General features: G+C 68.7%; 24 protein-coding genes. 11 read left to right on the forward strand and 13 right to left on the reverse strand.

Annotated elements, in window-relative coordinates:
- The first annotated feature begins 19 nt into the window (after window positions 1–19).
- From lgt to pgeF, 4 genes are read left to right on the forward strand one after another with little or no spacing between them, the layout of a single operon-like run.
- Window positions 20–940: a prolipoprotein diacylglyceryl transferase gene (lgt, locus tag ACTZQ5_RS02475; RefSeq protein ID WP_443583566.1), complete on the forward strand. Its 921-nt coding sequence runs from the start codon at window positions 20–22 to the stop codon at window positions 938–940.
- 9 nt (window positions 941–949) lie between these two features.
- Window positions 950–1,993, forward strand: coding sequence for a class I SAM-dependent methyltransferase (locus ACTZQ5_RS02480; protein WP_443583567.1), 1,044 nt, complete (start codon window positions 950–952; stop codon window positions 1,991–1,993).
- Window positions 1,990–2,499 carry a GNAT family N-acetyltransferase gene (locus tag ACTZQ5_RS02485; RefSeq protein ID WP_443583568.1) on the forward strand — a complete coding sequence of 170 codons (510 nt, stop codon included), beginning with the start codon at window positions 1,990–1,992 and terminating at the stop codon, window positions 2,497–2,499. Before ACTZQ5_RS02480 ends, ACTZQ5_RS02485 begins: the two co-directional genes overlap by 4 nt.
- Window positions 2,496–3,260, forward strand: a complete 765-nt coding sequence (gene pgeF / locus ACTZQ5_RS02490; RefSeq protein WP_443583569.1) for a peptidoglycan editing factor PgeF — start codon at window positions 2,496–2,498, stop codon at window positions 3,258–3,260. Before ACTZQ5_RS02485 ends, pgeF begins: the two co-directional genes overlap by 4 nt.
- A gap of 251 nt (window positions 3,261–3,511) precedes the next feature.
- Here pgeF and ACTZQ5_RS02495 read toward each other — a convergent pair whose 3' ends face one another.
- Window positions 3,512–5,614, reverse strand: coding sequence for a RelA/SpoT family protein (locus tag ACTZQ5_RS02495; RefSeq protein WP_443583570.1), 2,103 nt, complete (start codon window positions 5,612–5,614; stop codon window positions 3,512–3,514).
- An 89-nt stretch (window positions 5,615–5,703) separates the two neighbouring features.
- Entirely contained in the window at window positions 5,704–6,012 is a 309-nt protein-coding gene (locus ACTZQ5_RS02500; RefSeq protein WP_443583571.1) for a CC_3452 family protein, read from the reverse strand.
- Between the two features lie 137 nt (window positions 6,013–6,149).
- On the opposite strand from ACTZQ5_RS02500, the gene ACTZQ5_RS02505 reads away from it, so the two are divergent.
- Window positions 6,150–6,626: a winged helix-turn-helix transcriptional regulator gene (locus ACTZQ5_RS02505; RefSeq protein ID WP_443583572.1), complete on the forward strand. Its 477-nt coding sequence runs from the start codon at window positions 6,150–6,152 to the stop codon at window positions 6,624–6,626.
- 41 nt (window positions 6,627–6,667) lie between these two features.
- Here ACTZQ5_RS02505 and ACTZQ5_RS02510 read toward each other — a convergent pair whose 3' ends face one another.
- The 6 genes from ACTZQ5_RS02510 to ACTZQ5_RS02535 form a co-directional block, all read right to left on the reverse strand.
- Entirely contained in the window at window positions 6,668–7,444 is a 777-nt protein-coding gene (locus ACTZQ5_RS02510; protein ID WP_443583573.1) for a sulfite exporter TauE/SafE family protein, read from the reverse strand.
- Between the two features lie 22 nt (window positions 7,445–7,466).
- On the reverse strand, window positions 7,467–8,687 hold the full coding sequence (locus tag ACTZQ5_RS02515; protein WP_443583574.1) for an LL-diaminopimelate aminotransferase: 1,221 nt from the start codon (window positions 8,685–8,687) through the stop codon (window positions 7,467–7,469).
- Between the two features lie 80 nt (window positions 8,688–8,767).
- Complete coding sequence (locus ACTZQ5_RS02520; protein WP_443583575.1) at window positions 8,768–9,838, reverse strand: SGNH/GDSL hydrolase family protein; 1,071 nt, start codon at window positions 9,836–9,838, stop codon at window positions 8,768–8,770.
- The gene (locus ACTZQ5_RS02525; RefSeq protein ID WP_443583576.1) at window positions 9,835–10,845 is read right to left on the reverse strand and encodes a glycosyl hydrolase; all 1,011 of its coding nucleotides are present in this window, start codon (window positions 10,843–10,845) and stop codon (window positions 9,835–9,837) included. Before ACTZQ5_RS02525 ends, ACTZQ5_RS02520 begins: the two co-directional genes overlap by 4 nt.
- 83 nt (window positions 10,846–10,928) lie before the next feature.
- Window positions 10,929–12,065, reverse strand: coding sequence for a GGDEF domain-containing protein (locus ACTZQ5_RS02530; protein WP_443583577.1), 1,137 nt, complete (start codon window positions 12,063–12,065; stop codon window positions 10,929–10,931).
- On the reverse strand, window positions 12,065–13,321 hold the full coding sequence (locus ACTZQ5_RS02535) for an HD-GYP domain-containing protein (RefSeq protein WP_443583578.1): 1,257 nt from the start codon (window positions 13,319–13,321) through the stop codon (window positions 12,065–12,067). The genes ACTZQ5_RS02530 and ACTZQ5_RS02535 overlap by 1 nt, the downstream gene beginning before the upstream one ends.
- A 216-nt stretch (window positions 13,322–13,537) precedes the next feature.
- Between ACTZQ5_RS02535 and ACTZQ5_RS02540 the strand changes: the two genes are divergently transcribed.
- The 3 genes from ACTZQ5_RS02540 (at window position 13,538) to clpS (ending at window position 16,618) form a co-directional block, all read left to right on the forward strand.
- Window positions 13,538–15,292: a PHA/PHB synthase family protein gene (locus tag ACTZQ5_RS02540; RefSeq protein WP_443583579.1), complete on the forward strand. Its 1,755-nt coding sequence runs from the start codon at window positions 13,538–13,540 to the stop codon at window positions 15,290–15,292.
- Between the two features lie 90 nt (window positions 15,293–15,382).
- Window positions 15,383–16,153: a phasin family protein gene (locus ACTZQ5_RS02545; protein ID WP_443583580.1), complete on the forward strand. Its 771-nt coding sequence runs from the start codon at window positions 15,383–15,385 to the stop codon at window positions 16,151–16,153.
- Between the two features lie 135 nt (window positions 16,154–16,288).
- Window positions 16,289–16,618: an ATP-dependent Clp protease adapter ClpS gene (gene clpS, locus ACTZQ5_RS02550; protein WP_443583705.1), complete on the forward strand. Its 330-nt coding sequence runs from the start codon at window positions 16,289–16,291 to the stop codon at window positions 16,616–16,618.
- 131 nt (window positions 16,619–16,749) lie between these two features.
- Here clpS and ACTZQ5_RS02555 read toward each other — a convergent pair whose 3' ends face one another.
- Window positions 16,750–17,481 carry a Crp/Fnr family transcriptional regulator gene (locus ACTZQ5_RS02555; protein ID WP_443583581.1) on the reverse strand — a complete coding sequence of 244 codons (732 nt, stop codon included), beginning with the start codon at window positions 17,479–17,481 and terminating at the stop codon, window positions 16,750–16,752.
- A gap of 130 nt (window positions 17,482–17,611) precedes the next feature.
- Between ACTZQ5_RS02555 and murA the strand changes: the two genes are divergently transcribed.
- Window positions 17,612–18,895: a UDP-N-acetylglucosamine 1-carboxyvinyltransferase gene (gene murA, locus ACTZQ5_RS02560; protein WP_443583582.1), complete on the forward strand. Its 1,284-nt coding sequence runs from the start codon at window positions 17,612–17,614 to the stop codon at window positions 18,893–18,895.
- A gap of 446 nt (window positions 18,896–19,341) precedes the next feature.
- Here murA and ACTZQ5_RS02565 read toward each other — a convergent pair whose 3' ends face one another.
- From ACTZQ5_RS02565 to ykgO, 4 genes are all read right to left on the reverse strand, one after another.
- Window positions 19,342–19,857, reverse strand: coding sequence for a phosphoribosyltransferase (locus ACTZQ5_RS02565; RefSeq protein WP_443583583.1), 516 nt, complete (start codon window positions 19,855–19,857; stop codon window positions 19,342–19,344).
- 57 nt (window positions 19,858–19,914) lie between these two features.
- Window positions 19,915–21,228 (reverse strand): cystathionine gamma-synthase family protein, encoded by a 1,314-nt coding sequence (locus tag ACTZQ5_RS02570; protein ID WP_443583584.1) that lies wholly within the window; start codon window positions 21,226–21,228, stop codon window positions 19,915–19,917.
- 318 nt (window positions 21,229–21,546) lie between these two features.
- Entirely contained in the window at window positions 21,547–22,158 is a 612-nt protein-coding gene (locus ACTZQ5_RS02575) for an HAD family hydrolase (RefSeq protein WP_443583585.1), read from the reverse strand.
- A gap of 5 nt (window positions 22,159–22,163) precedes the next feature.
- Window positions 22,164–22,289 (reverse strand): type B 50S ribosomal protein L36, encoded by a 126-nt coding sequence (ykgO, locus tag ACTZQ5_RS02580; RefSeq protein WP_003046794.1) that lies wholly within the window; start codon window positions 22,287–22,289, stop codon window positions 22,164–22,166.
- A gap of 137 nt (window positions 22,290–22,426) precedes the next feature.
- On the opposite strand from ykgO, the gene ACTZQ5_RS02585 reads away from it, so the two are divergent.
- Together ACTZQ5_RS02585 and ACTZQ5_RS02590 are read left to right on the forward strand one after the other, a co-directional pair.
- Window positions 22,427–23,029, forward strand: a complete 603-nt coding sequence (locus ACTZQ5_RS02585) for a DUF4136 domain-containing protein (protein WP_443583586.1) — start codon at window positions 22,427–22,429, stop codon at window positions 23,027–23,029.
- Between the two features lie 9 nt (window positions 23,030–23,038).
- Complete coding sequence (locus tag ACTZQ5_RS02590) at window positions 23,039–24,148, forward strand: M14 family metallopeptidase (RefSeq protein ID WP_443583587.1); 1,110 nt, start codon at window positions 23,039–23,041, stop codon at window positions 24,146–24,148.
- Window positions 24,149–24,368 lie beyond the last annotated feature (220 nt).

A 24,368-nucleotide genomic window follows, 5' to 3' on the forward strand; every position in this document is an offset into this window, starting at 1 on the left:
CAAATCAAAGGGAAAAGCCTTGATCCTGCCGTTGCTCGCCGCTGCCGCCCAAACCGCCGTACCCGCCGCCGCGGCTGCCGGCGGCGGCCATATCCGCTTCGCCGACCTGGGGCTGCACCCCGACGTCTTCTCGATCGGCTTCTTCACGCTGCGCTGGTACAGCCTCGCCTATATCGCCGGCATCGTCATCGGCTGGTGGTATCTGCTGAAGCTGCTGGCGCAGCCGGGGGCGCCGATGGCGCGCCGGCATGCCGACGACCTCGTCTTCTACGCGACGCTGGGCATCATCCTGGGCGGGCGGATCGGCTACGTGCTGTTCTACGCGCCGGACATGTTCCTGCATCCCTTGCGCATCTTCCGCCTGTGGGACGGCGGCATGAGCTTCCACGGCGGGGTGATCGGCACCTCGCTGGGGCTGATCCTGTTCGCCCGCAAGCACAAGCTCGACTGGCTGCGGGTGCACGACTACATCGCCGCTTGCGTCCCCTTCGGCCTGTTCTTCGGCCGGCTCGCCAATTTCGTGAACGGCGAATTGTGGGGCAAGCCGGCCGACGTGCCCTGGGCCATCGTGTTCGAGCGCACCGTCCCCTATGGCGTGGCCGAGCCGGCGCGCCACCCCAGCCAGCTGTACGAAGCCGCCCTTGAAGGCGTGCTGCTGTTCGCGGTCATGTGGTTCGCCTTCTGGAAGACCAAGGCGCGCTACCAGCCGGGCCGCCTCGTCGGCCTGTTCGTGCTGGGCTATGGCATCGCGCGGTTCGTGGTCGAATTCTTCCGCGAACCCGACGCGCAGTTCCGCGGCACCTTCATCGAGGCGACCCATATCCACATGGGCCAGTGGCTGTGCCTGCCGATGATCGCCGGCGGCCTGTACCTGATGCTGACCGCGCCCGGCCGCCGCACCCGCGTGGAGCCGATCGCGGGGACGCAGAGCGTGGCGTAACGCGGCGCCATGACCGAAGCCTCCCTTTCCGACCGCCTCGCCCGCGCGATCACGCTCGCCGGGCCGATGCCGGTGTCGCAATTCATGGCGGCGGCCAACGCGCATTATTACGCGACCCGCGATCCCTTCGGCGCGGGCGGCGATTTCGTCACCGCGCCGGAGATCAGCCAGATGTTCGGCGAACTCGTCGGCCTGTGGTGCGCCGACCTGTGGGACCGGGCGGGGCGGCCGGAGGTCGCGTGGGTAGAACTGGGGCCAGGCCGCGGCACGCTGGCCGCCGATGCCGGCCGCGCGATGGCCAAGGCCGGGCTGACCCCCGCGGTGCATTTCGTCGAGACGAGCCCGATGCTGCGCGCGGCGCAGGCGGAGCGGGTGCCGGATGCGACGTGGCACGATGGCGTCGACACGCTGCCCGGCGATCGGCCACTGATCGTCGTCGCCAACGAATTCTTCGACGCGCTGCCGATCCGCCAATTGATCCGCCGGGGAGACGGCTGGCACGAGCGGCTGGTCGCCTGCCAGGACACGCTGTTCCTGCCGATCGCGGGCAAGCCGGTGCCGCTGGAAGTGCTGCCCGAGCCGCTGCGCGACGCGCCCGCCGGATCGGTGCTGGAGATCGCACCGGCGGGCGTCGGCGTCATGGCGGCGCTCGGCCGGCGCATCGCCGCGCAGGGCGGCGCGATGCTGGCGGTGGATTACGGCTATGAGGGGCCGGCGCTGGGCGACACGCTGCAGGCGGTGCGCGGCCATGGCTTCGCCAACCCGTTCGAGGCGCCGGGGGAGAACGACCTGTCCGCGCATGTCGACTTCACCACGCTGGCCGCGGCGGCACAGGCGAACGGCGCGGCCGCCTGGGGACCGGTGACGCAGCGCGACCTGCTCGGCCAGCTCGGCATCGACCAGCGCGCCGCCGCGCTCGCCCGCGCCGCGCCCGAGCGCGCGGAGGCGCTGCTCGCCGATCGTGCGCGGCTGATGGGCGACATGGGGACGCTGTTCAAGGCCTTGGCGGTGACGCATCGCGACTGGCCGGTGCCGGCGGGGTTCGGCGCATGACCGCCGCGCTGCGCACGCCCACGGTCGCCGATGCGGAGGTGATCGCCGCGCTGATGGCGGACTGTTTCACCGCGACCTTCGGCCACCTCTACGATCCCGCCGACCTTGCCAGCTTCCTCGACGGGTTGACGCTGGAGCGTTGGCGCGCCGAACTGGCCGATCCTGCCTTCGCCTTCCTGCTGGCGGAAGAGGATGGGGCCGCGGTGGGGTTCGCCAAGCTGGGGCCGCATTCGCTACCGGTGACGCCGGCGGGGCCGATGATCGAGTTGCGGCAATTGTACCTCACCGCCGGGCAGCAGGGCAGCGGGCTCGCCGCGCGGATGATGGACCGGGTGATCGCCACCGCGCGCGCGCGTGGTGCGGCGGAGCTGTTCCTGTCGGTCTATGTCGACAATGTGCGGGCGCGGCGCTTCTACGAACGCTACGGGTTCGAGGAGGTCGGGCTGTATACCTTCATGGTCGGCAATCATCCCGACGAGGATCACCTGATGCGGTTGCAGCTGTGAGCGTCGACGTGATCCGCGCGCGTGGGCTGGATGGCGTGGCGCATGGCTTCCTCGGCCGGCGCGGGGGCGTGTCGGAGGGCCTCTTTGCAAGCCTCGACCTCGGGCGAAGATCACAAGAGGTGGATGACTGGATCGCCGAAAACCGGCGTCGGGTGATAGCCGCGACGTTACCGGGCGCGGCGCTCTGCACGCTGTATCAGGTGCATTCTGCAACGGCGGTCGTCATCGACGCTGCCTATGAGCACGACGCCCGCCCGCATGCCGACGCGCTGGTCACCGACCGGCCGGGGCTGTTGCTGGGCATCCTGACCGCCGATTGCGCCCCGGTGCTGTTTGCCGACCCCGCCGCCGGCGTCGTCGGTGCGGCGCATGCGGGATGGAAGGGGGCGCTGGGCGGCGTCACCGACGCGACGCTCGACGCGATGGAGCGGATCGGCGCACGGCGCGACCGGATCGTCGCCGCGATCGGCCCCTGCATCGCGCGCGCCTCCTACGAGGTCGACGACGCGTTCCTCGCGACCTTCGCCGCGGCCGATCCGGCCAACGATCGCTTCTTCGCCGATGGTCGGGCGGGGCATCACCAGTTCGACCTCGAAGCCTATGTCGCGCACCGGCTCGCCGCCGCGGGCGTGACCCGCGTCGAGGCGCTGGGGCTGGATACCTATGCGCAGGACGACCGCTTCTTCAGCTTCCGCCGGGCGACGCATCGCGGCGAGGCGGATTACGGGCGGCAGATCAGCGTGATCGGGCTGGGCGGCTGAGGAAGGCGCTGTGAAGGCCTGAGTCTCACCTGTGCTTCGACAGGATCAAAGCGAACGGATCCAGGGGATCGAGCCATAAATACGGTTCGTACCTTTCCGTTCGCCCTGAGCCTGTCGAAGGGCGGGACTGCCACGGGCAGTTCGCTTGCGGCACGGTGCCCTTCGACAGGCTCAGGGCGAACGGGTCAGGTTCGACGCTCAACCGTGGAGGCTGCAGCGCTTCGCCGCTCGGGCACGTTGACCTCGCCCCGTCAGACCCGCTCCACCGCATTCACCGCGTCCGCCGCGCGCAGGGCGGCGATCAGGCGCATCAGCTGGTGGATGTCGTGGACCTCGACGTCGATGACGTTGGTGTGGAAGATGGAATCGCGGGTGTCGAGGCGGAGCGCGATGATATTGGCCCGATGCGCGCCGATGATCGTCGAGACGATGCCGAGTGCGCCGGGTTCGTTCTTCACCTGCACGGAAATGCGCGCCACCGCGCCGTCGCTCTTGTCGCCCCAGTCGACGTCGACCCAGTCGGTTTCGTCGGCGCCGCGTTCGGCGAGTTCGGCGAGCACCGAACAGTCGATCGCATGCACCTCGATCCCCGCATCGGGCCGGCGCAGGCCGACGATGCGGTCGCCCGGCACCGGGTGGCAGCATTCGGCGAGGTCGAAGGCCACCCCCGGCGTCAATCCCTTGATCGAGATGGCGGTGGATTGCGGCGCGAGCAGCGCGACGTCCGCGCCCGCCGAGCCCGGCATCAGCGCCTCCATCACCGCCGCATCGGACAATGTGCGCCGCGCGATCGCCGCCATCAGCGCCGCCTCGTCGGGCAGCTTCAGCCGCGACAGCGCATGGTCGAGCGCGTCGGCGCCGAGTTGCGCGGGCAGGCGGCGGACGATGTCCTCGTACAGCTTGCGCCCCAAAGCGATCAGCTCGGCGCGCTCGCTGTGGCGCAGGTGGCGGCGGATGCCGGCCAGCGCCTTGCCCGTGATCGCGAAGTTGAGCCAGCCCGGCTGCGGCACCTGCCCCTTGGAACGCAGCACCTGCACCTGGTCGCCGTTCTCGATCACGGTCGACAGCGGCACGACGCGGCCGTTGATCTTGGCGCCGACCGCCTGGTCGCCCAGATCGGTGTGCACGGCATAGGCGAAGTCGATCGGCGTCGCGCCCTTGGGCAGCTGGATCAGCTCGCCCTTGGGCGTGAAGGCGAAGATGCGATCCTGGTACATCGCCATGCGGGTGTGTTCGAGCAGCTCTTCGGGGCTGCCCGCGGTTTCCAGGATCTCGACGAGGTCGGCGATCCAGCTGTGCTGGCTGTCGGCGCGGACCTTCTTTTCCTTATATGCCCAATGCGCGGCGAGGCCGAATTCGGCCTCCGCATGCATCTCGGGCGTGCGAATCTGGATCTCGATGCGCGCATTGTCGGCGTGGATCACGCTGGTGTGCAGCGAACGATAGCCGTTGCGCTTCGGCGTCGAGATATAGTCCTTGAACCGCCCCGGCACCATCGGCCAGCGGCGATGGATGATGCCGAGCGTCGCGTAGCAATCCTCAATCGTCGGCACGATCGCGCGGAACGCCATGATGTCGCTAAGCTGCTCGAAGCTGATGTGGCGCTCGCTCATCTTGCGCCAGATCGAATAGGGATGCTTTTCGCGGCCCGACACCTGCGCGTCCACCCCGGCCCGGCCGAGCAGCAGCTTGAGGCCGGAGGCGATCTTGGCAATGCGGTCGCCGCCGCCGGTCTTCAGCTGGTCGAGCCGCCGGGTGATCGATTCATACGCCTCGGGTTCGAGCTGTTCGAAGGCGAGCGTCTGCATCTCCTTCATGAACTCGTACATGCCGATCCGCTCGGCGAGGGGCGCGTAGATGTCCATCGTCTCCTTCGCGATCCGCCGCCGCTTCTCGGGCTTGGGGATGTGATGGAGCGTGCGCATGTTGTGCAGGCGGTCGGCGAGCTTGACCAGCAGCACGCGGATGTCGTCGGACATCGCGAGCAGGAACTTGCGCAGGTTCTCGGCGGCGCGCTCGTTCTCGCTCTGCGCCTCGATCTTGGACAATTTGGTGACGCCGTCGACCAGCCGCGCGACGTTGCCGCCGAAGACGCGCTCGATCTCCTCGGAGGTCGCGACGGTATCCTCAACCGTGTCGTGGAGGATCGCGGTGGCGATCGTCTCGTCGTCCAGCCTCAGGTCGGTGAGGATGCCCGCCACCTCGATCGGATGGCTGAAATAGGGGTCGCCGCTCGCCCGCTTCTGGCTCCCGTGCGCCTGCATCGAAAAGACGTAGGCGCGGTTGAGCAATGCCTCATCGGCACCCGGATCGTAGTCGAGCACCCGGTCGACCAGTTCATATTGCCGTAGCACCCCCGACACATGGGCGAGGCGCCTACCGCTTTGCAACCCATTGTTGGCACCGGCGCGCGCTTTTGTGCGCGCGCCGGGGGATGGCGCGATCAGGCCCTCTTCGCCTTGGCGTTGCACTTGGCGAGCTTGTCGGCGTCATAGGCCGTGCCGGCGACGGTGAAGCTGCTGAGTTCGCCGACCTGGCGCACCACCAGTTCGCACAGCACGGCGGGGCGCTCGGGCGCCTGGCCGGCGACGAAGGTGCCGTTCTGCTGGCGCCACACCGTGGAGCGGGTGATGAAGGTCGACTTGTCCGACGCCGCGGCGGGCGTGGCGACATAGACGTCGGCAGGGGCCGCCGCGGCGGCGGAGCCGAACAGGGTGGCGATGGCGAGCGCGAGCGTGGCGAAAAGCTTCATGACCGGTCCTCCCGAACCTTTGTGGTTGCGATGCCGCCGCCTAGCGCTATAGGTTTCAGGTTGCAACCTGAAACTTATAAACCGCTCTATGTCCTGCCGGTTTTGGGTTAGGTTGCGCCCCTTCGAGAAGGATCATCATGGCGACACCGGCCGAGCGCCCGAAACTGCGCGAAACGTTGCGCGAATGCAGCCTGCCCGCCGCGCTGGAGGCGATGGGCGAGCGCTGGGCGTTCCTGATCCTGCGCGCCGCCTTCAACGGGCTGCACCATTTCGAGGAATTCCAGGGCGAGCTGGGCATCGCGCGCAACATCCTCGCCAATCGGCTGGGGCGGCTGGTCGATCATGGCATCCTGCAACGCGAGCCGATGCCCGACGACCGGCGCAAGATCCGCTACACGCTGACCGAAAAGGGGCATGCGCTGCTGCCGACGATGATCGCGCTGAGGCAATGGGGCGAGCGCTGGGAACTGGGCGTGCCGGCCTTCCCCATCCTGGTCGACACACGCGACCGCCGGCCGATCGCGCCGGTCGCCGTCCATGCGCATGACGGCCGCGTGCTGGAGAAGGGCGACCTGATCTGGGCCTTGCCCGACGAGGTGGCTCGGGAGGCATGATCCGCCGTCATTCCGAAGGTTGGAGGCGTCGAGGCTTCGCCTCACATCAGCAGTTTGACGCCGACGATCGCCAGTACGGTCGCCAGGATCGGGCGTAGCGCCGCCTCGCGCAGGGTGCCGGCGAGCAGGCTGCCGATGACGATGCCGGGGATCGAGCCGATCAGCAGCGAGCCGAGCAGGCCGATATCGACCGAGCCGAGCAGCCAGTGGCCGATGCCGGCGAGCAGGGTGAGCGGCACCGCATGCGCGATATCGGCGCCGACCAGGCTCTTCAGCGGGTGGCGCGGATAGAGGACGAGCAGCGCGGTCATGCCCAGCGCGCCCGCGCCGACCGAGGTCAGCGACACCAGCACGCCGAGGATCGCGCCGAGCAGCACGGTGAGCGCCACCGGTTCGCGTGCCTCCGTCTCGCCGAGCCGCGGGGTCAGCGCGGCGACGATGCGGTGGCGCAGCAGCGTCGCCACCGCCGACACCACCAGCACGCCGCCGAGCAGGGTGGCGAGCAGGTGCTGCGTGCCCGAGGAATGCTCGCTCGCCCGGCCGAGCAGCAGCAGCGTCAGGATCGTCGTCGGCACGCTGCCCAGCGCCAGCCGGCGCACGATCCGCCAGTCCAGCGTGCCCCGCCAGCCGTGCACGGTGGTACCGACCGTCTTGGTCGCGGCGGCATAGAGCAGGTCGGTGCCGACCGCCGTCGCCGGGTGGAAGCCGAAGGCGAGCACCAGGATCGGCGTCATCAGCGAGCCGCCGCCGACCCCGGTCAGCCCGACGAGGACGCCGACGGCCACGCCGGCGAGCGAATACAGGGGTTCGATCGTCATCCGACGATGCGCCCGCGGGCGCTCAGCCCGCTTTCTGGCCCGACGCCTGGCCGGGCGTATTGACCCCCATCGACTGGAGGTAGCGCTTCACGTTGCGCGCCGCCTGGCGCAGCCGCTGCTCGTTCTCGACCAATGCGATGCGCACGAAGCCTTCTCCATTCTCGCCGTAGCCCACCCCTGGGGCCACCGCGACCTGCGCGCACGTCAGCAATTGTTTGCTGAACTCAAGGCTGCCTAGATGCGCCACCGCCGGCGGCAGCGGCGCCCAGGCGAACATGCTCGCACGGGGAGAGGGGATGTCCCACCCGGCCCTGCCGAAGCTTTCGACCAGCACGTCGCGGCGCTTGTGATAGAGCTGCCGGTTCTTCTCGACGATATCCTGCGGGCCATTGAGGGCAGCGCAGGCGGCGGCCTGGATCGGGGTGAAGGCGCCGTAATCGAGGTAGGATTTCACCCGCGTCATCGCCGCGATCAGCGTCTTGTTGCCGACCGCGAAGCCGATCCGCCAGCCCGCCATGCTGTAGGTCTTGCTGAGCGAGGTAAATTCGACCGCGACGTCCTTCGCCCCCTTCACCTGCAGGATCGAGGGGGTCGGATGGCCGTCGTAATAGAGTTCGGAATAGGCGAGGTCGGAGATGATCCACACCTTGTTCTCGCGCGCCCAGGCGACGAGGCGTTCGTAGAAGGCGAGATCCACCGCCTCCGCGGTCGGATTGGACGGATAGTTGACGACCAGCACCGACGGGCGCGGCACGGTGAAGGCCATCGCGCGTTCGAGGCTTTCGAAATAGGCATCGTCGGGCGTCGTCGGCACGGCGCGGATCGTCGCCCCGGCGATGATGAAGCCGAAGGTGTGGATGGGATAGGACGGGTTGGGCGCCAGCACCACGTCGCCGGGCGCGGTGATCGCGGTGGCCAGGCTGGCCAATCCTTCCTTGGAACCCATGGTGACGACGACCTCCGTCTCGGGATCGAGGTCGACGCCGAATCGGCGGCCGTAGTAATTGGCCTGGGCGCGGCGCAGGCCGGGAATCCCCTTGGACTGCGAATAGCCGTGCGCATCGGGCTTGCGGGTGACTTCGATCAGCTTCTCAAGCACATGCTCGGGCGGCGGCAGGTCCGGATTGCCCATGCCGAGGTCGATGATATCCTCCCCCGCCGCACGCGCCGCGGCCCGCATGCCGTTGACTTCGGCGATGACATAGGGCGGCAGGCGCTTGATGCGGTAGAAGTCGTCGGACATGGGTCACCTTGTAGTTGACGCACGGGTTCTACGCGCGCCCGACCTCTTTAACCACTTCAATTCCTCCGGACGGTGCGTCCTCACCGTCGCCAGATCGCCGGATGCGCATCGACGTAGCGGGCGATCGCATCGGAGATCAGGCGGTCGTCGGCCACGGAGGGGTGCGCATGGCAGGCGTTCAGCGCCAGCCGGGGCGCGGCGACGAAGCCCATGTCGCGCATCCCGGCGGCGGTCAGCCGCGCGACGACGCGGCGCTCCTCCGCCGCGATCTCGCCATCGGCAAAATCGGTCGCCCAGAGCAGCACTTGGGCATGGGGGTGCCGGGCGCGCAGCGTGCGGATGAACGTCATGTAGCGCGCCTCGTAATCGGCGTGCAGCGCGTCGCGGTCCTTCCACGGCTCGCCGGGCTTGAGGGCGGTGGAGAAATCGTTGGTGCCGAGCGCGATGACGATCAGCTGCGGATCCCAGCCGGCGGTGTCCGCCGCCTGCGCCTTGTCGAACAGCACATAGGGATAGGCATCGGGCACCTTGTCCGCGGCGAACCCTGCATAGTTGCGCACGACGCCCCGGCCGGAGATCGCATGCACGCGATAATCCGCGCCGTAGCGGCGGGCGGTGACGCCGGCGATCCCCTGCGAGGTGTCGGTGGTCGCCCACACCTGATCCTGCGTGCAGTCGCGCGTGCCTGCGGTGTTGCCATAGCCGACGGTGTGCGAATCGCCGATGAATTCGATTCGGCGGGGCAGCGGCGGCGGAGCGGCGAGCGGCGTGGTGCCGGCATCGGCGAACAATCCGCCGAAGGTCGTCGGTGCGGCCTGGCTTTCGCTCGCCACCTCGACGCGCAGCACGTGGCGGCCGGCGGACAGGCCGGCGACGCGGTACAGGCCGGGCGCCGGCTTCACCAGCGTCGCCGCCGGCCGGCCATCGACCAGCACGTGCAGGATCACCTCCCCCGGCCCGACGCGCAGCAGCGCCTGCCGGCCCCGGAACGCGCCTTCGAAATAGGTGCCGGGCCATTGCCGGCGCCAGCCGTCGGCGACCCGCTCGGCACGGCCGCCGATGCGCAGCGGCAAGGCCGCGCCAGCGGCGGTCCGCGCCGGCGCGGGGGTGACGGTGATGGCGACGGCGGCGAGGAGCAAGGCGGCGATCATCGCGGCGCCCTCAGCATCGCGGGCAGTTCGTCCCTGGTCAGATAGCGGTCCGAGGCGAAATAGCGCTTGAGCTGGTCCGGCGTATTCTGGTCCGCGCCGGTCAGCCAGCGGGTATGCCAGGTCATGAACCACAGCCAGTCCGCCTGCGGCCCGAGCAGCGCCGGATCGGGCACCGGCCCGTTTTCGTGCAGGCAGATCGGCACGGTGTCGCCGACGATCGCCTTCACCTGGCCGAACATCGGCGCCAGATTGCCATGGTCGGCGACGTAGATGTCGGCGCCCGCGATATCGACGGTGGCGCGGCCGGGGTAATAGGCCGGATCGACGTTCTGCCCCGCCCAGCCGAGCACCCAGATCAGGTGATCGAGCCCGTGCAGCCGCCTGTAGCGATCGTACATCAGCCGCCACAGGGCCTTGAACGCATCCGGCCCGTGCTTGCCCCACCAGAACCAGTCGCCGCTGAATTCGTGGAACGGCCGCCACAGCACCGGCACCCGCGCCGCCTGCAACCGCTTCAGCAGCGCGGCGACATGATCCATCTGCGCCAGCATCAGCCGGTTCTGCGGCGTGCCGGCGCGCAAGGCGGCGGCGACGTCGAAGTCCTTCTTCGAATTCTCATAGCCGGTGCCGATATCCGGCGCGCCCCAATGCCAGCACAGGGTGACGATGCCGCCGCTGCGCGCCCAGGCGAGCGCGCGGGCGGTGACGCCGTCGTCGTCGCGCGGGTCGATGTAATCGAGGCCGAGGATCGCCGGCTGCCGCCCGGTCACCTGCTGGAGATAGGCGAGCTCGCGCTGCGCCCCTTCCGGATTATAGCCCTGTTCCTGTTGGCCGGTCAGCGTGTGCCGGCCGTACTGGCTCCACAGCCAGGCATAGAGCGTCCGCGCCTCCCGCGTCGCCTGCGCGTTGCTGAGCGTATGCGCCGGCGCCGTCGCCGGCCGGGCGAGCGCCGGCCCCGTGGCAAGGCCGGCCATCCCCAGCGCCATCATCCTCCGTCGATCGAGCATCCGCCCCCTCCCCCCATATGTCATGGTGTGAGAGGATGCTAAGCCGGGCCGGCAATAAAGAAAACAAATTTAGCTTTGGCGGATCACCCGCTCGGTTGGCCCGCCACCACCATCACCCGGTCCTTGCCGGCACGCTTGGCGGCATAGAGCGCGGCATCGGCGGTGCGCATCGCCTCGCGCGGCTCCGCCTCGACCGGTGCGATCCCCGCCGAGAAGGTGATCCGGCCGATGCAGACGCCGGTGCTCTGGTCGACGAAGCGGCGTTCGCCCAGCGCCTCGCGCGCGCCGTCGAGCGCATGGCGGGCGGCATGCAGCGTATGGCCTTCGAACAGGCAGGCGAATTCCTCGCCGCCGTGGCGCGCGACCAGCACATCGCTGCCGAGCGCGAGCTTGAGGTGCCGGGCGACGAGCTTCAGCACCCGGTCGCCGGTGTCGTGGCCATGCTGGTCGTTGATCCGCTTGAAATCGTCGATGTCGCACAGGGCGACGCAGCGCGCCGGCTTGTCCGCCTCCGCCGGCCGCGCATGCAGCCGCGCATCGAAGCTGCGCCGGTTGGGCAGCCCGGTCAGATGGTCCTCCTCCGCCGCGCGACGTGCCGCCTGCAGGCGCGAGCGCAAGCGACCGGTTTCGCGCCGGGTCGCATCCAGGCGCTCGGCGAGATCCTGCGTGCGTTCCACCGCGGCTGCGGTCAGCGCCACCAGCCGCTCGATCGCCGCCTGCGGGTCGGCGGCGACGTTCAGCGCCTCGTTGCCCAGCGCCACGCCGTAGTCGCGGGCGGAATCGCAGGATCGGCTGATCGTGCGGAAGCCCTCGGCGAGGCTCGCGTTGAGCATGTCGGCGAACTCGGCCAGCGCCTCCGGACGGAGGCGATCGGCACCGGACCCGTTGGCGAGGCCATCGAGGAACGATGCCGTGATGCGCTGCCCGTCGCGGACGCGGGCGTCGACCGCCTCGCCCAGCCGCCGGTCGTCACCGACGACGTAGCGGCGTGCGAACAGCAGATTGTCCTCGGTCGGCGTAAGATCGTGGTCGCACAGGAATTGCGCGATCCGCGCGATCGTCTCGCGATCCGCGGCACGGCGGAACTCGGCGATCCCGCCCCCCGGAGCAGGCGCGGTTGCCGCAGCGGCGGCAGCGGCGACAGGCGCGGACTCCTCGTCCCCCTTCAACCATGCGGCAAGGCGGGTGAGGCGCGGCGCGGGCCGTTCCGCGGCGAGCATCAGCGCACCCCCATCGCGATGGTGCTGCCGCCATCGAGCGGCACCGGCAGCCGGTTCGCCAGCACGTCGGCCGACACCTCCGCCCAGCGATCCGCGAACCAATAGTCGCCGCGTTCGCTGCGCAGCACCGGATCGCGCGTCGTATCGACATCCTCCGGCCCGACGAACTGCGCATCGGGCACGTGGAAGAAGGTGCGGACCAGCGGCCGCGTCGGGTCCTCCGCACCGTCGAGGACGATGCCGAGCCGGTTGGAGTGCAGCCGCACCAGCGCCCCCAGCGGCTGGATGCCGAGATTGGCGATGAACGCATCGAGCAGCACGGGATCGAAATGCCCCTGCCACGACAGCATCTGCGCCAATGCCTCGTGCGGCGACCAGGGCCGCTTGTACGGCCTGATCGAGGTGACCGCGTCATAGACGTCGCAGATCGCGGCGATGCGGGCGTGGAGGCTGACCGCATCGCCCGCCAGCCCTTCGGGATAGCCGCTGCCGTCGATGCGTTCGTGATGGTGCAGGCAGACGTCGAGGGTGATCGCCGCCGTCTCGCCGAGTTCGCCGAGGATGGCATGCCCCGCCGCGGGATGGCGGCGCATGACGTCCAGCTCCGCGCCCTCCAGCCGGCCGGGCTTGTTGAGGATATGTTCGGGGGTCGTCGCCTTGCCGATGTCGTGCAGCAGCCCGGCGGCGCCGATCGCGCGCACCTCGTCCTCGCCCAGCCCCAGGTGGATGGCGAAATTCACCATCAGCGCGCAGACGGCGATCGAGTGGAGATAGGTGTAGTCGTCGTTCAGCTTCAGCCGCGTGCCCTTGATCATCGCCGCCGCGTCGCGCTGCATCGTGGTCGCGATATCGTCGACCAGCGGCGTCACCGCCTCGATCGCGATCGCCTTGCCGAGGCGCGCTTCCTGGAACAGGGCGACCACCCTTTGCTTGGACCGGCCGAGCGTCTCTTCCAGGGTTTCGGCCGCGGGGCCGGCCCGGCGGCGGCGGCGTTCGACCGGCGGTTCGCCGCCGGTCGACGGCGGCGGCGTGTCGCCGGCGCGGCGCCGCTCCGCATGCGGGATCAGTGTCGTGCCGCGGCCCTTGCGGGTGTCGATCGACACGAAGGCGACCGGCGATGCGACCAGCCGCGCAATGTCTTCGTCCGTCTTTATCAGCAGACTGCGCCGCCAGAACGGGTTGTCCACCCAGGAACATTCCATCGAATCGACGAACATGCCGACCTTCAGTTCCTCGACGGCAATACGGACGATCATGGACGGCACCGATCCTTTCTGGAAACCCGCCATAGGGCCGCATCGGTTTCGATAGCCTTATCGTTTACTCATTATGGGGCTTATTTAACTCCGATTTGAATGCTTTGCCGGCGCGGCACTGCATGCCGCCGGGCGGCGGCGGATCACCGGACGTGCGGATGCCGGTTTCCACCGCAGCATCGCGCGGCTATCGTCCCCGCCTTGGAAGAGGATGCCATGGCCGATCTCCACGACGATAGCGCCGCCGCGACGCCCGATCTCGCGCAGCTCCAGCACTGGACCTGGGTCATGGGCCGCGCCCAGCAGATGATGATGGAAAGCGGGATCGGCATGGCGGAGATGGGCCGCGCCGCACAGCCCGGCGCCCCGCAGGTGCCGCCGGTGGGCAGCCCCGAACTCGTTCGCCAGATGCAGGATTTCTGGACGGACAATCTGACGCTCTGGCAGCGCTTCGTCGATCCCGCCGCCGCCGTGCCCGCCCCGCCGCAGTCGGAGGGCGACGCCCGCGACCGCCGCTTCAAGGCCGCGGCGTGGCGCGACGACCCGTGGTTCGACTGGATCCGGCGCAGCTACAACCTCATCGCCGACCACATGCTGCGCGGCGTCGATGCGCTGGAGGGCGTGTCCGACAAGCAGAAGGAGCAACTGCGCTTCGCCGCCAAGGGGCTGGTCGACGCGATGAGCCCGTCCAATTTCCCGCTGACCAACCCCGAGGTGGTCGAGCGCACGATCGCGACCAAGGGCCAGAACCTGCTCGACGGCCTCAAGAACATGCTGGCCGATATCGGCAAGGGCCAGCTGACCCATACGGCGGAGGGCGCGTTCGAGGTCGGCCGCAACCTCGCCACCACACCGGGCAAGGTGGTGAAGCGCACGCCGCTGTACGAATTGATCCAATATGCACCGACCACCGAACGCGTGCTGGCCACGCCGCTGGTGATCTTTCCGCCCTGGATCAACCGATTCTACATCCTCGACCTGACGCCCGAGAAGAGCTTCATCCGCTGGGCGGTGGAACAGGGCATCACCGTGTTCATGGTGTCGTGGAAATCCGCCGACGCCAGCATGAAGGACGTGGTGTGGGACGATTACGTCGCCGCACAGGTGGATGCGGTGGAGACGATCCGCGAGCTGCTCGGCGTGCCGGCGGTCCACACCATCGGCTATTGCGTCGCGGGCACGACGCTCGCCGCGACGCTGGCGCTGCTCGCCGCGCGCGGGGAGGCGGACAAGGTCGCCTCCGCCACCTTCTTCACCGCGCAGGTCGATTTCGCGCAGGCGGGCGAGTTGCAGAACTTCGTGACGGACGAGCAGCTGGCGCTGATCGGCGCGCTGTCGCCGCAGGGGTTCCTGGACGGCCGCTACATGGCGGCGACGTTCAACCTGCTGCGCGGCCGCGACCTCATCTGGAACTACGTCACCAACAATTATCTGCTCGGCGCCGATTATGCGCCCTTCGACCTGCTCCATTGGAACGGCGACACCACCAACCTGCCGTCGAAATGGCATCTCGCCTATCTAAGCGACCTGTATCGCGACAATCTGCTGGTGCAGCCGGGCGCGATGTCGGTGGCGGGCGAGGCGCTGGACCTCACCCGCGTCACCACCCCCGCCTACGTGCAGGCGGGGCGCGAGGATCATATCGCGCCGGCGGAAAGCGTGTGGAAGATCACCCACCTGTTCCGCGGCCCGTTGCGCTTCGTGCTGGCGGGGTCGGGGCATATCGCCGGCGTCGTCAACCCGCCGTCGGCCGGCAAATATCAATATTGGACCAACGATGCTGCGGTCGACAGCCTCGACGCCTTCGTTGCCGGTGCCAGCGAGACCAAGGGCAGCTGGTGGCCCGACTGGCTGGCCTGGCTGCGCGCGCATGGTGCGGAAGACACCGAAGCGGTGGCCGCCCGGCTGCCCGGCGAAGGCGCCCTGCCGGCGCTGGGCGATGCCCCGGGGGAGTATGTCCGCGCCCGGTAGCGCTCCCATGCTGCACTGCACAAAAACCGCTTGAACGTAGCGTCAATCGCCACTATTGTGCGTCGCAGCATAATAGCTGGAGTAGGATCGTTGGACGACCGCGTCGCCAAGCCACCGGTAAAACCCGCCAAGCGTGCCGGCCGTGCCGTCACCAAGCGCGTGGGCTTGCCCGTGCCTGCCCAGCCCGTGCCCCTCACGCCGACCGGCCCGGTGCCGGCCCCGGTGGTGGAACGCGATCCCGCCGGTCCGGTCCCCGCGCTCGTGCCGGGCGCCGCCGAACCGGTGATCGCGCCTCCCGAACCCGTCGTGCCGCCGACGATCCTCGCCGATCCCGTCGAAACGACCGTCCCGTCGGACGCGACCGCGCGCGAAGACGCGCCCGCGCCCGTGCTTCAGGCAACCCCGACCGCAGCGAAGGAAGTCATCATGGAAACGATCGAGAACGTCACCGCCAAGACCCAGACCGCGTTCAACGACGCGACCGAGCGCGCCAAGGGTGCGGTCGAGAAGAGCCAGAAGTTCTTCGAGGACGCCAACGAGTTCGGCAAGGGCAACATCGAGGCGCTGGTCGAATCGTCGAAGATCGCGGTGCGCGGTTTCGAGGCGATGGGGCAGGACGCCGCCGCCTACGCCAAGAAGTCGTTCGAGGACGCGACGACCGCTGCCCGCACGCTGTCGTCGGTGAAGTCGCCGACCGAGTTCCTGAAGCTCCAGTCGGACTATGCCCGCCAGGCGTTCGACGCGATGGTGCAGCAGACCTCGCACAACACCGAAGCGCTGCTGAAGCTGGCCGGCGAAGTGGCGCAGCCGCTGTCGAACCGCGTCGCGCTCGCCGCCGAGAAGATGAAGGTCGCCGCGTAAGCCACGCAGCGCCCCGATGAGGCAGGAAGGGCGGCCGCAGCGATGCGGTCGCCCTTTTCCTTGTCCGCAGCCCTTGCCCCGGCACCCCTCGATGCCATATTTCGGCGAGCGATCATGACAGCCGAACCGACCACCATGGCCGAGCGCCGCGACGATGGGACGGACGAGGGAACCGGAACCGGCCTCGCCACCAAGACGCGCACGCGCACCAAGCAGCCGACCCCGTATCGCGTGCTGATGCTGAACGACGATTACACGCCGATGGAATTCGTCGTCCTGTGCCTGCAACGCTTCTTCCGCATGAACATGGAGGAGGCGACCCGCGTCATGCTGCACGTCCACCAGAAGGGCGTCGGCGTGTGCGGCGTCTTCTCCTACGAAGTCGCCGAGACGAAGGTCGGGCAGGTCATCGATTTCGCCCGGCAGAACCAGCATCCGCTGCAATGCACGCTGGAGAAGGCGTAGACGATTCGCCGGTCGACGCGCGCTTCATTCGCCGTTCGCCCTGAGCCTGTCGAAGGGCACCGTGCCGCCGGCGTACGGCCTGTTTCGGCCGGCCCTTCGGAGACCCATCGATCGCGACACACCGGGGCCGATCAGCGCGGGTCGGGCAGCCAGCTGAGGTCGAGCTTCGCGGCGCGATCGACGTGATAGGCCATGCGGGCGAGCGCGGTTTCGTTGAGGAAGGCGAAGCGGCCGCCCTCGCGTGCGATCAGGCCGTCGTCCTCCAGCTGGCGCAGCATGCGGTTGACGTGCACCGCGGTGAGGCCGGTGGCGTCGCCGATCTCCTCCTGCGTCAGGCCGAGCGCAAAGCTGTCGCCGATCGACGGATCGATCGCGCGCAGCCGGTTGCGGATCTCGATCAGCAACGCCGCGACCCGCGCCTTGGCCGAGGTGCGGCCGAGCCCGGCGAGCCGGTCGGTCAGCGCGACCCGCTCCATCTGGTCGATCGCGATCAGCAGCGCCGCGAGGCGCGGATGCGCGACGATGAGGTCGGCCAGCGCGGCGCGCTCCAGCGGCGCGACGGTGACTTCGGTGAGCGCGATCACCGTCTCGGGCGAGTTGCGATAGACGAGCCCGGCCATCGCCACCACGTCGCCGCGGAACAGGAAGCGCAGGATCTGCCGGCTGCCGTCGGGCAGGATGACGTAGCTCATCATCGTGCCGTGCCGCAGCACGAACAGTTCGGGCAATTTGTCGTTCTCACGCAACAGCACCGCGCCGCGGCGGAGCGTCCGCTCGCGCTGCTCCAGCCCATCGAGTGCCGCCTGTTCGTTCGCCGACAGGTCGATCAGTTCGCCGAGACGTTCGGCGAGACAGCTGGCCACGCGCTCAAATTCCCCCAAGTTGGTTGAACCGGGTAAGCAAACCACGGGAATTGCTGCATTAAAATCGATCAACCGTGCTGACCTGATTGTCGCCTTGCACCGCGCCCGCAGCGCGCTAGACGCTGTGGGCATGGACCGTATCCTTATCCGTGGCGGCCACCGCCTGTCGGGCCGCCTGCCGATCTCCGGCGCGAAGAACGCCGCGCTGACGCTGATGCCCTGCGCGCTGCTGACCGATGCGCCGCTGACGCTGCGCAACCTGCCGCGCCTGGCCGATGTCGACGGCTTCGGCCACCTGCTCAACCAGCTCGGCGCCTCGACCGCGATCGAAGGCACCAGCCCGCAGGATTTCGGCCGGACGATGACGATCCGCGCAGGGTCGCTGACCTCGACCGAGGCGCCCTACGACATCGTGCGCAAGATGCGCGCCTCGATCCTGGTGCTCGGCCCGGTGCTGGCGCGGGCGGGCGAGGCGCGGGTGTCGCTGCCCGGCGGCTGCGCGATCGGCAACCGCCCGATCGACCTGCACCTCAAGGCGCTGGAGGCGATTGGCGCCGAGCTGGAGATGGCGGCGGGTTACGTGAAGGCGACGGCGCCCGGTGGCCGGCTGAGCGGCGGGCGCTATCGCTTTCCCGTGGTGTCGGTCGGCGCGACCGAGAATGTCGTGATGGCGGCGGTGCTGGCCAAGGGCGGCAGCGTGATCGAGAATGCGGCGCGCGAACCCGAGATCGTCGACCTGTGCAACTGCCTGATCGCGATGGGCGCGCGGATCGAGGGCGTCGGCACCGACACGCTGGAGATCGAGGGCGTCGATGCCCTGCACGGCGCCACCTATGCGGTGATGCCCGACCGGATCGAGGCGGGCAGCTACGCCTGCGCCGCGGCGATCACCGGCGGCAGCCTGGAATTGGTCGGCGCCAGGGCCGCGGACATGCAGGCGACGATCGACGCGCTGCGCGAGGCGGGCGTGACCGTCGCCGAGACGGCGGACGGCCTGTCGGTGGAGGCCGGTGCGCCGCTCGCCCCGGTGACGCTGTCGACCGCCCCCTACCCCGGCTTCGCCACCGACATGCAGGCGCAGTTCATGGCGATGCTGTGCCTGGGCAGCGGCACCAGCGTGCTGACCGAGACGATCTTCGAGAACCGCTACATGCACGTTCCCGAACTGGCGCGGATGGGCGCCGACATCCAGGTCCACGGCCGCACCGCGCTGGTGAAGGGCGTCGATCGCCTGGTCGGCGCCCCGGTGATGGCGACCGACCTGCGCGCATCGATGAGCCTGATCCTCGCCGGCCTCGCCGCGGAAGGCGAGACGGCGGTGGCGCGCGTCTATCACCTCGATCGCGGTTACGAGCGGCTGGAGGAGAAACTGTCCGCCGTCGGCGCGGATATCGAGCGCGCCAGCGACGGTTGACCGGGGGCCTCCCCAGAATGGGGAGGGCTATCGCATAATGGTTGTCTGTTCCGCGGCGATGCCTGCCCCCCCCCCCGTCATGCCGGATTTGGTCCGGCATCCACGGAGGCGCGCACCAACACGCTCCTGGTTCGCGGCACGGTGGACCCCGGAACACGTCCGGGGTGACGGGGAACAGCGGGATGGCCTGCCCCCTCCCCCGAAGCCGGCAGCCATCCTATGGCTGATCGACATTCACGATAAGGAATCTTCTTCAATCCTCCCCCGCCAGGGGGAGGTGGCGCCGAAGGCGACGGAGGGGGAGGTAAGCACAACGATGGTGGTCGCTTACCTCCCCCTCCGTCAGGCTGCGCCTGCCACCTCCCCCGCCAGGGGAGGATTGAATGTCGAATGGTCCCAGCCATATGCCATCGCCCTCCCGTTCCGGGGCGGATCGGGGGTGCGCGTCAGGCGATGCGGTCCGGCACCTCGGCGGCGTCCTCGGCGATGCTCGCTTGCGGGGCGACCGCTTCCCACGGGAAGACGAACCAGTCCTTGGTCACGTCGCGATCGATCGTCCGGGCGGCGTGGTCGACGCGTTCGGCGGAGCGCACGTTGTCGATCAGCGTGGCGAAGCGCACCGCACCCTGCGGTGCGCCCGCGTCGGCGAGTGCGGCACGGATGCGCCCGATCGTCCGCCCCGAATCGTTGATGTCGTCGACGAACAACAGCCGCTCGCCCGCCTGCGTCCGTTCGGCCAGTCGCACCAGCGCGCCCTCGGCGAAATCCTCCACCGCGCTGGAATAATCCACCGACAGCATCGGCAGCCCGGTGGCGTGGCTGAGGTACACCGCCGGCGCGAGGCCGCCGCGGCCGATGCCGACGAGGACATCGGGGCGCCGGGGATCGGCCATGATCGCGTCCGCCAGCGCCCGGACGGCGCCGACAAATTCCGCATGTGCGATGGGGGTGAAGACAGGCATCACGTTCCCGTAGCACACCGCAGCGGCGGCGGAACCCGTCGGGCTCCGCCGCGCCGGTCACATGCCGGCGAGCGCCTGGTCGAAATCCGCGATCAGGTCGTCGGCATCCTCCACCCCGATCGAGATGCGCACCAGATTGTCGGTGATGCCGAGCGCCGCCTTGCGCGCCTCCGGCACCGACAGGTGCGTCATCGCGGCGGGGTGGCTGGCGAGCGTCTCGGTGCCGCCGAGCGACACGGCGAGCTTGGCGATGCGCAGCGCGTCGAGGAAGCGGAAGGCCTCCGCCTCGCCGCCCTTCACCAGCAGCGAGAAGGTCGAGCCCGCGCCGGTGCAATGCCGGCGATAGATATCCGCCTGCCGCTCCATGCCCGGCGTGTCGGGCAGGAAGCCGAGATAGCCGACGCGCTCCACCTTGGGGTGCTGGCGCAGGAAGGCGCAGACTTTGGCGGCATTCTCGCCCGCCCGGCTCATCCGCAGTTCCAGCGTCTCGAGGCTGCGCAGCAGCATCCAGGCGGTGTTGGGGTCGCAGATCGTCCCGATCGTGTTGCGCATCGAGCGGATCGTGTCGATGTGCGCCTTCGTCCCCAGCACGCCGCCCGCGACGAGATCGGAATGGCCGCCGGCATATTTGGTGAGGCTGTAGACGACGATATCCGCGCCATGGTGCAGCGGCCGCTGCCAGAGCGGCCCCAGGAAGGTGTTGTCGATCGCGATCGGCGGCCGGGCGGCGGCATCGGTGAAGATCGCATCGCGGCTCGCCGCCACCGCCTCGATATCGACCAGCGCGTTGGTCGGGTTGGCGGGGCTTTCGAGATAGATCAGCGCGACGTTGCCGGTCGCCGCTTCGCGCAGCACCGCGTCGATCTCCTCACGCGTCGCGCCGGCGGGAAAATCGAGCCACTTCACCCCGAACTTGCCGAGGATGCGGCCGATCAGCGTCTCGGTCGCCGCATAGAGCGGGCCGGAATGGACGATGGTGTCGCCCGGCTTGGTCATGGCGAGGAACAGCGTCGCGATCGCCGACATGCCGGATGAGAAGGCGAGCGCATCCTCCGCCTCTTCCCAGATGGCGAGGCGGTCTTCGAGGATTTCCTGATTGGGACCGTTGAAGCGCGAATAGACGAGGCCCTCGGCACCGCCCGGCCGCTTGCCGGTCACCCCCTCGAAATGCCGCTTGCCCGCCGCGGCATTGGGGAAGACGAAGGTGGAGGTGAGGAAGATCGGTGGCTTCAGCGACCCTTCCGACAAGGCGGGATCGAAGCCGTGGCCCATCATCATCGTTGCGGGCTTCAGCTTGCGCTGGCCGATCCGCTCCGGGCTCGGGGCGGGGCTGTTGCCGGCAACGCCGGTCAGTTCTGCTTCGTCGGGCATTCCACTCTCCTTGTTGCGGGAGAGCATAGCGGCGGATCGTATCGAATGACACCATCTGCCGCACGCGGCGGCTGGGCGGCGTCGGGGCGAACCTATTTTCAAATCCGGACTTTCATCCCTGTCCCCTGGACAGGCAGGCTATCGCATATGGGCTGCCTGATCTGGGGTGGTGTTCTCCCTTCCTCCGTCATGCCGGGCTTGGTCCGGCATCCACCGTGCCGCACACTGATACGCTATGGGTTTTGCGGCACGGTGGACCCCGGACCAAGTCCGGGGTGACGGAGGATACTGGGGCAGCACGGCGAATGTCGATCCGGCTTAGAGCAGCCCCAACGCCTGCAATTCGCCGCGCAGCCTGGGTTCGCCGGTGAAGTGCAGCGCGATCAGTCCGACGTCTTGCGCGCCGGCGATGTTGGCGGCGTTGTCGTCGATGAACACCGTGCGCTCCGCCTCCAGCCCGAAGCGGTCGAGCGCCAGGCGGTAGATCGCCGGATCGGGCTTCACCAGCTTCTCGACGCCCGACACGACGACATCGCGGAAGCGATCGAACATCGCGGCTTCGCGCGCGCGGAACGGCGGCCAGAATTCGTGGCTGAAATTGGTGATCGCGTAGAGCGGCACGTCCGCCGCCTCCAGTTCGTCGACCAGCGCGTGCATCCCCGGCATGGGATCGCCGATACTTTCGAGGAAGCGCGGCCCCCAGGCGGCGATCAGCTCGGCATGCTCGGGGTACAGCGCGACGAGCTCCGCCGAGGTGTCGGCGAAGTCGCGTCCGGCATCGTGCTGGAAATGCCAATCGTGCGTCACGACGTCGCGCAGGAACGCGTCGAGCGCCCGATCGTCCTCGATCAGGCGCCCGTAGAGGATCCGCGGATCCCAGTCGTACAAGACCCGGCCGACGTCGAAGATGACGGCCGTGGGCTGAACCAAGTGGTTCAGCCCTGACGCGCCTTGAAGCGGCGGTTGGTCTTGTTGATGACGTAGGTGCGGCCGCGGCGACGGATCACGCGATTGTCGCGATGACGGTCCTTGAGCGACTTCAGGCTATTGCGGATCTTCATGATCGATTCGCTTCTTTTCGAGATTGACGGTGTCGGTGAAAGCGCGAGCGGGTAGGGGCCAAGGCTGCAATAGTCAAGCAACGTGGATGCCGTTAGAGCGTTTCCCATCGCAACGTAGCACAGAGGCCGCACCCGTCATGACCATCCGTCCGTTCCTGGCCCTCGGCCTCGGCGCCGCCGCGCTTGCCGGGTGCACGACCACCGCGGCGCTGCCGCCGACGGACGTGATCCGCTACCATCTGGGCGATCCCATTCCGCGCGGCACGATCGCGGTGGAGCCGCTGTCGGGCGGCGCCCCCGCCAGCCTGGAGTTCAAGACCTATGCCGCGGCGGTGCAGACCGAATTGCTGAAGGCGGGCTACAGCGTGCCGGCGCAGGGCGCGATGCCCGATTTCGTCGCCACCGTCGGCTTCACCCGCACCAGCCGCGAAGGGCCGCCGCGCCAGTCGCCGGTCAGCATCGGCATCGGCGGGGGCGGCTATAGCGGCGGCTGGCGTGGCGGCGGCGTCGGCCTGGGCGGCGGCGTCAGCTTCCCGATCGGCAAGCGGCGGCCGACCGAGCTGCTGGTCGCCGAACTGGCGGTGACGATCAAGCGGCGGGTCGACCAGTCGCCGATCTGGGAAGGCAAGGCGCAGGGGATCAGCGATTTGAAGCGCGCCGACGAACAGGCCGGGCGGCTCGCCCATGCGCTGTTCACCGGCTTCCCCGGCCAGTCCGGCCGCACCATCTCCGTCCGGTAAGCCAGCGCCATGACGATCAGCATCAACGCCGCCTTCGACGGCGGCAACATCCGTGTCGTCGCCATCCAAGGCGACCGCGTCGACCTGGAGATCGTGCGCGATCACCAGTCGGACTTCTTTCAATGGTTCTATTTCCGCGTCGCGGGCGCGCGTGGACGGCACCTCACCTTCCGCATCGTCAACGCCGGCCAATCCGCCTATCCGTTCGGCTGGCCGGGCTATCGCACGCGCGCCAGCGGCGATCGCACCACGTGGCGGATGATCGACACGTCCTATGCCGACGGCGTGCTGTCGTTCGACCATCGGGTGGAGGGCGAACTGGCCTGGTTCGCCTATTTCGCGCCCTATACGATGGAGATGCACGAGGATCTGGTCGCGCGCATCGCGCAGCGGCCGGGCGTGACGCATCGCGAACTCGGCCAGTCGCTCGACGGGCAGGCGATCGACTATTTCCGGATCGGCGACGGCCCCAAGCCGGTGTGGCTCTATGCGCGCCAGCACCCCGGTGAATCGATGGCCGAATGGTGGATGGAGGGCGCGCTCGACTGGCTGACCAGCGAAGCCGCGGCGCCCTTGCTCGCCAGGGCGACGGTGCACGTCGTCCCCAACATGAACCCCGACGGCACGCGCCGCGGCCACCTGCGTACCAATGCGGCGGGCGTCAACCTCAACCGCGAATGGCACGCGCCCTCGGCGGAGCGCAGCCCGGAGGTGCTGTGCGTGCGCAATGCGATGGACGAAACCGGCGTCGCCTTCGCGATCGACGTGCACGGTGACGAGGCGATTCCGGCCAATTTCATCGCCGGCTACGAAGGCATTCCGAACTGGACCGAGGACCACGGCGCCAAATTCTACGCCTTCGGTCACCGCCTTGCCGAGCATACCCCTGATTTCCAGACGGAAAAGGGTTATGAGAAATCGAGCGCGGGCAACGCCAACCTGTCCATGTCGACCAACCAGCTGGCGCAGCGGTTCGGCGCGGTGTCAGTGACGCTGGAGATGCCGTTCAAGGATCACGATCCCAATCCGGATGCCGAACAGGGCTGGTCGCCGGACCGCAGCAAGGCGCTGGCGGTGTCATGCCTGGAGGTGCTGGCCGGGATGATCGACGAGATCTGACGCGCGAAGAATGGTTCACGCGAAGACGCGAAGACGCGAAGAAGATGTGTTCGCGCGGAGGCGCGGAGGACGCAGAGATGGAGCGCCCGCCGCGCCAGCGGCCCGTCGTTTCAGGCTCTGAAAGCAGAGGGCGCTGCCGCGCACGCATCACCTCCGCGCCTCCGCGCCTCCGCGAGCGCATCTTCGCGTCTTTGCGTGAACCCAATCGCAGCGCGTCGAC

Origin of the sequence: Sphingomonas cellulosilytica (genome assembly GCF_052321755.1) — a bacterium.
Classification (GTDB): domain Bacteria; phylum Pseudomonadota; class Alphaproteobacteria; order Sphingomonadales; family Sphingomonadaceae; genus Sphingomonas.